At 38.6% G+C, this 6455-nt stretch carries 5 protein-coding genes; 1 reads left to right on the top strand and 4 read right to left on the bottom strand.

Annotation, left to right across the window (positions count from 1 at the left end):
* Window positions 1-95: 95 nt before the first annotated feature.
* On the top strand, window positions 96-1274 hold the full coding sequence (locus FJR05_RS06965; protein ID WP_168643445.1) for a low temperature requirement protein A: 1179 nt from the start codon (window positions 96-98) through the stop codon (window positions 1272-1274).
* A gap of 146 nt (window positions 1275-1420) precedes the next feature.
* Here the strand turns inward: FJR05_RS06965 and FJR05_RS06960 are convergent, their stop codons facing one another.
* From FJR05_RS06960 to FJR05_RS06945, 4 genes are all read right to left on the bottom strand, one after another.
* Window positions 1421-2224 (bottom strand): MBL fold metallo-hydrolase, encoded by an 804-nt coding sequence (locus FJR05_RS06960; RefSeq protein WP_168643444.1) that lies wholly within the window; start codon window positions 2222-2224, stop codon window positions 1421-1423.
* 67 nt (window positions 2225-2291) lie between these two features.
* Window positions 2292-4529 (bottom strand): CHASE2 domain-containing protein, encoded by a 2238-nt coding sequence (locus FJR05_RS06955; protein WP_168643443.1) that lies wholly within the window; start codon window positions 4527-4529, stop codon window positions 2292-2294.
* A 2-nt stretch (window positions 4530-4531) separates the two neighbouring features.
* Window positions 4532-5281: a DUF928 domain-containing protein gene (locus tag FJR05_RS06950; protein WP_168643442.1), complete on the bottom strand. Its 750-nt coding sequence runs from the start codon at window positions 5279-5281 to the stop codon at window positions 4532-4534.
* A 236-nt stretch (window positions 5282-5517) separates the two neighbouring features.
* The coding region (locus tag FJR05_RS06945) for an iron uptake porin (RefSeq protein ID WP_168643441.1) at window positions 5518-6455 on the bottom strand (938 nt) is incomplete at its 5' end.

The following is a 6455-nucleotide window of genomic DNA, read 5'->3' as shown; positions in this document are numbered from 1 at the left end:
CCTACTTCTACCTACCCTATAAACTCTCGAAAGTGGGGGGAGAGTGAAAAACTACTAAAATAGTTCTCGGTTAGTAGTTATTAGTACCTGAACAGATGAAAAAAGGTTTGTGGCAACCGCCTAGATTACGCATTGACGAGGAGCATGAAGAAAGACGTGCCACTTGGCTGGAACTTTTCTATGATTTAGTGTTTGTGGTAGCGATCGCTGAATTATCTCATAATCTCAGTAAAGATGTTTCTTTGGGGGGATTCATTGGTTTTGTTGCTCTGTTTATCCCTATTTGGTGGTGTTGGATAGGTGCTACTTTTTACGCCACTCTTTTTGATACTGATGACTTAGGCGATCGCTTGCTAACTTTACTGCAAATGTCAGTTATTATCGCTTTAACAGTAAATTTGCATCATGGTTTAAGTACATCTTCTCAGGGATTTGCTATTGCCTACATAGCTGCTCGCTGTATTCTCATTCTGCAATATCTAATTGCGGGATATCATGTAACAGAAGCCCGTCCTTTAACCAATTGGTATGTGAGAGGTTTTAGTATTGGTGCTGTATTTTGGTTAGTTTCCCTATTTGTGCCAATTCCCTGGCGGTTTGGATTCTGGGCATTAGGTTTGCTAATAGAATTTATGACTCCACTCGGTACAGGTCATTTAGCAGTCAAGATTCCACCAAATATGTCTCATGTTCCCGAAAGACTGGGACTATTTACAATCATTGTTTTAGGTGAATCAATGGCCGCAGTCGTGCGGGGGGTAGCAGGAAAACAATGGGATACCGCATCAATATTAACTGCTGTGTTAGGTGTGAGTATAGCTTTTAGTTTTTGGTGGCTTTATTTCGACAGCGTTGATGTTTCACCACTAGAAACAATGAAAGCAGGGAAAATCAAAATCTTTCTGACTTGGCTTTATTCTCACCTTTTCCTAGCTATAGGTTTAGCGGCTATAGGGGTAGGGGTTGAACATATAATTGCCAAAAGTGGATTTGATATTTTACCAGGAAATGAACGTTGGCTTTTTTGCGGTGCAGTAACACTCTCCTTAATGGTTTTGTCCGTGATTAACTTTACAACTTGTATTTTAGATAAAATGCAAACAGGGAGAATTTTGAGTGCTTATCGTCTAGGTGCGGGAAGTTTTGTTTTATTCTTAGCGATCGCGGGAAATAATTTATCTTCTGTGGTTTTAATTACTCTTGTTGCTGGTGCTTGTGTTGTGACAGTAATTCTAGATTTATTAGCAAAAAGCCAGTTATTTGGGATTGATTAGGTAATTGAATAAGACCCCAAACCCCAAGGTTAATTATCCTAATTATCGCGCTATTTCTCATTCCTTTGATTTGCTAATATCCAAACAATGGCTAACAATATTTTCGCTGATGGGGGTTTGGTTTTCTCTAAAAATAGCCATGAGAATTAGGAAATTTTTTCAACTAGTTTTTGCTGATATAAAGATGAAAAATCAAAAACCTGTCCGCACTCCACAAAACCACAAAACCCGTCTTTTTTAGCATCAGGTAGAAAACCCGGTTGATAACCATAGAGCCACATTTTATTTTTGATTTTTGGTGGCAGTGTTGATAATTGTTCATAATTGGCATGAACAGGAGTTTGACAACATGAAGTTTCACAATCATGAAAAATTATATCTGATTGTTCATAATATTCTTTGTTTTTATCTAAACATAATTGGGTATCTGTAGATAAAAATATTTTAACGCCTTCCAATGTAAAAAATAAGCCATAGCTGGGCATCAGATAAAAACCATTATCCACATGATTAACTTTGACGAGATCAAACTTGATATCTTGCCAAGTAAAATGACCATGCTGGTTAATCTTATGCTCTTCAAAAAATGTATCTATACTGGCAATATCACCATCAAGAAATCTGAGTCCACCCGATAAAGTTCTCTCCCAAAGATTACTAGAAACATCTTTGCTTAAATAAATATTTGGCTTTTGACATCTAGGGTCAAATAACGTACTAAAAGCAATATATTCAAGTCCTCCCACATGATCAGAATGAAGATGACTAATATAAATATCGGTAATATCAAGATATGATAAACCAGCCGCATAAAGAGAAAGTCTAATATCTGTACCACAATCAATTAATAGTTTATGATTTTCTTCAGTTACTAAGATCATATTAGACTGAAAGTTGTTAGCACCAACTGTAAAAGCTGAACCAGAACCTAAAAATATCAATTTTGTCATTTTACTATTACTCAGTATCGAATATGTTGATTTTACAATTTTTGACTCCTGATGCTTACCTTCTAAATCATTGAGCATTTTGCGAATTAATTTGTTCAATTAAATTACTAAATTTGCTGATAATTTCTGGAGGTTTGGCAGTAAATCGAATACAAAAATGACCTACTTGGGCAGGTTTTTCCAAAACTTTGGCATATATATCGCCTGTTTCTCCGGGTTGATTTGGTGTATATAAATTAAGTTTGATGTTGGTTAAGTAACAGGGTGGTTCTTGAACCTCTTCACTGACAAAACAAATTTCTGCTTCATTAATTGAAAGTCGCACTAAAACCCCTTTGAATGATGAACTACCAATATCTTTACCATCTACCAGCGAATATTCAATGGGAATTGGTTCAGGTAGAGTGCATAATTCTTCATGATGTGGAGAGAGAAAAAGATTATATTCACCGGCAATGCCAGCTATTTTATAAACATTGATTGGTTCTTGAACCCCTTTTGGGGTAACTTGCGTTTGACTGTCAATTACCACTATTGACTCTACTTCTTGGAAAGTAGATTCAGAAATAATGATTTGGCCACCTGTAGTGTAGCCCTCAATGCGGTAAGTTAAATTTACTTGACTGCCAACAACACCATACTTAGTGCGCTTTTCCGAACCAATATTTCCCACTACCACAACACCTGTATTAATACCGATGCCCATTTCTAGAGGTGGTAAGCCCCATTCCTGCATCTTAGCATTAACTTTAACCATAGCTAACTGCATAGCGACACCGCAAGCAACGGCTCTAACGGCATCATCTTTTCTGGCAGTAGGAGCGCCAAAAAGTACCAAAATCCCATCACCCATGAATTCATCAATAGTTCCTTGGTATTTGGTAATTTCATCTGCCATACATTCCAGATAAAAGTTGAGGATTTTGACAACTTCTTCTGGTTGTAATCTTTCTGAGGTGGCTGTAAATCCTCTTAAGTCGGAGGTAAAAATAGTAATTTGCCGCCTTTCACCACCGAGTTTCAATCCTTCTGGACTTTCTAGTAAATTAGCTACAACTGCATCCGTTAAGTAACGCCCAAATACCTTGCGGATATCTCCAGCAGTGCGAGCAATGTAAGCTGTGATGGCAACCACTGAGCCTATGAGTCCTAAAAATGGTGGGACTACGGGTAGCCACCAACCCCAGAGGAAAGCTAAGTAGGTGCTACCTAGTAAAGTCCCTCCTGCCACTACAACAGCGATCGCCCTCTGGAATGTGAAGAGGTTTTGTAATCGTAAATTCCAAGTCAAGAACGCGCCAACCCCACTCCAAAATATTATCCATACCCACTCTTGAGGTTCTGAGAAAGTTTTAAATAAATAGCGATTTTCTAAAGCTGCACTGATAATTTGGCTGGTGATATTGGCATGAATTTCCACTCCACTCATTTGTTTTGAAAAGCTGAGAAGTTCGCTGCTGAAAGGGGTAAAAAATGAGTCTTTCAAACTCTCTCCTGTATACCCAATTAGGATGATACGATCTCTCCCCCAACCAGCAGGTACTTTGTCTTCCATAATATCTCTCATGGAAACGGTGTCGAAGTAATTGTTGTTTCCTCGATAGTTCATTAATATCTGGTATCCACCAGCATTAGCATGAACATAACCACCATCATTACTTTCAAAACGAATAAATTTAGTTTTCCCTAGTCGAAAATCTTTGCTGGCGCGAACTCCTTCTTTTTCCAGATAACGCAAAGCTAAATGTAAGCTGAAACTGTAAACGGTTTCCTTAGTTTCTGTATTTGTATAATACATTAAAGCGCGTCGCACCTTGTTATCAGAATCAACCACTAAGTCATTTGCACCCACTTGACCCAAAGATTTGAGGACTGGTGGTGGTGCGACTCGTTCGTATTTGTTTTTTCCTACTACTTTCTCGATACCAACTAGATTAGGAGTAGATTTAAACACCTGTTCTAATTCTGAAGTCCCAGGTGACTCAGGTAAATTACGATACACATCGAGTCCAATAGCTCTTGGTTTTCTGGCTTTGAGTTTGTTGAGGAAGTTAGCTAAGACTTGATCTGTAATTGTTGCTTGTTTGAGATTATCCAAGTCTTGTTCATCAATACCAACAATAACAATGCGGTTATCACGAGCTTGTGAAGGTCGCCAACGTACATATTGGTCAAAAACTCCCCATTCCCAGCCCTGCAATAAACCTACAAAACGGATGAGAATTACTGTAATGGCAATTACTGGTGTGGTACTCCACAAGCCGCGTCCTTGCCAAAGAAAATTTTTCAGATTGTTTGCATCCATTTTTACTTAGGTTTAGGACTTAATTGGCAACAATCAACTAGCTGTTCTTCGGCTATTGCCTCTAAATTAACTGATTTTAAAAGTTCTTTCCATTCATTTGGCTTTTCGGTGCGTAACTGGACAATTTTGCTGAGGGTTTCCGGCCAAATCTTATACTGAGCATAAATTTCTGCTTGTTTTAGAAGTGTTGCTTGCTGAAGAGCCTTGTTCAATGATGTACTGATTGCTGTTCGTTCTATTGTTCCCTGTGTATACTCATCGGCACTTCTGTCAGAATCATCACAAATAATTGTAAAGTACCATTTATATGTTAAATCTGTTTTGAGAGAGAATTGGGAGGGGAGTTGCAGTTTTACTATTCCTGATTTACTAGGCAGTTGAAAGGTTGTTTCATAACCATCTTCTTCACCGGATCTGATGACAAATTCTCCGGTAGTTGCGGTACTTGCGGGGACATAAAAATAGAATTCTGGAGTTGCGGAAACTGTAATACTTTTATTACTTCGGTTGGGCATTAAGGCAGTTAAAGATGGTTTCTTTTTGTCACGGATGAGACATGAATTTCCTCGTCTTCCTCCACCGAGTGTTGATTTAGGTGTGCCTTTGGATTCTCCAGACGGGAACTCCAGACTTATTTTCATTGGTAATGGCTGTGCCACCAACTGTGTAGGCAAGGCAGATGTAATTAATAGTGTTGGTGAAATAATGCTGATTAGTTTTCTTACATACGGGAAATATTTTGGCAAATTCATAATGGTTAATACTTAGTTTATTACTCTCTAGGCTATTTTACTGTATGAGATTAATATATATTGGATTAATATAATGTTTTGCGAAAAATTTACAAAAAAGGCAGTAAAAAACAGGGAACAGAAAATGTCCTATTCCCTGAAACTACTTGTAGTTGTTTAGCATTGCTAAACACCTTACCGATGGAATCTAATGATTAAACCGGTTTTTTTGAGTCTATCATTACCGAATCGGTATTCTAGAAAGTAAAAGTAGTCCGCAGAACCCCTACAGCAGTAGTTTGATTATTACTGTTTCCTTCAGGATTAAACAACACAATTGCACCTGGAGTAATACTTACATTATCATTAACCCGGAAACGGTAATAACCTTCCACATGATAAGGCATAGCTCTACTCACTCCCGCATCAGCCAGTGTAGCAGACCCACTAGCACTTGTCCGATATAGCGGTTGTCCAAAAATCAAACCAGCATTGTTACCCTGTTTGATTAAATCATTAAAGTGTAAACCCACCATCCAACTCGTAAAGGTTGTGGAAGCATTTACAGCAGGGTCAGGAGAAGAATCATCCACAAACATAGCTGCACCATAACCAGCTAAAGCCACCTTCGGAGAAAACCGGAAATTAACAGTTCCACCAAAAGAATTGAGTTTTACAGGAGTTCCCAAACGCACACCTGCCATAGCGCCGCTAGAAAAACTTGAGCCAATATCACTACTAGTTAATCCCGTCCCCAAAATATTGATTTCGTGATAACTATTCGCATAGTTTAAGCCAATATCTATGGATTTAGTAGGTTTGAAAGTTAATTGTGTAGATATAACAGCACTACCACTAAACACCCCAGAGCCTAAAGGTGTACCAGAAACTCCAGGATCTATATCAGCAGCACGTTGAGGCAGATTCGCATTCACATTACCGTATAAAGCTCTCAAATCAAGCTGCGGAGATATACTGTAAATAAACCCAGCCGCAGAGGCTAAACCAGAACCAGAAGTGCCTCCAGAAACCCGTAGAACAGGGTTTAAATTCGCAAACCGAGAGATAGATTCCTGACCCTCTCCAGAGAAGGGTGTAACCGCAGGAAAAGCATCCGATACTTCCGCACCTGTCCCTGCAAATAGGGTTAATTTATTCGCAACAGGGTAGTGTGTTAATTCTGTGAATCCTTTAC

Origin of the sequence: Dolichospermum sp. UHCC 0259, assembly GCF_009711935.1 — a bacterium.
Classification (GTDB): domain Bacteria; phylum Cyanobacteriota; class Cyanobacteriia; order Cyanobacteriales; family Nostocaceae; genus Dolichospermum.
This window is presented reverse-complemented; position numbering and strand designations above follow the sequence as displayed.

What these genes read in the sequence shown, in the direction of transcription:
- FJR05_RS06950 (WP_168643442.1), bottom strand. Translation starts at nt 5,281, where the DNA reads ATGAATTTGCCAAAATATTTCCCGTATGTAAGAAAACTAATCAGCATT.
- FJR05_RS06965 (WP_168643445.1), top strand. Translation starts at nt 96, where the DNA reads ATGAAAAAAGGTTTGTGGCAACCGCCTAGATTACGCATTGACGAGGAG.
- FJR05_RS06955 (WP_168643443.1), bottom strand. Translation starts at nt 4,529, where the DNA reads ATGGATGCAAACAATCTGAAAAATTTTCTTTGGCAAGGACGCGGCTTG.
- FJR05_RS06960 (WP_168643444.1), bottom strand. Translation starts at nt 2,224, where the DNA reads ATGACAAAATTGATATTTTTAGGTTCTGGTTCAGCTTTTACAGTTGGT.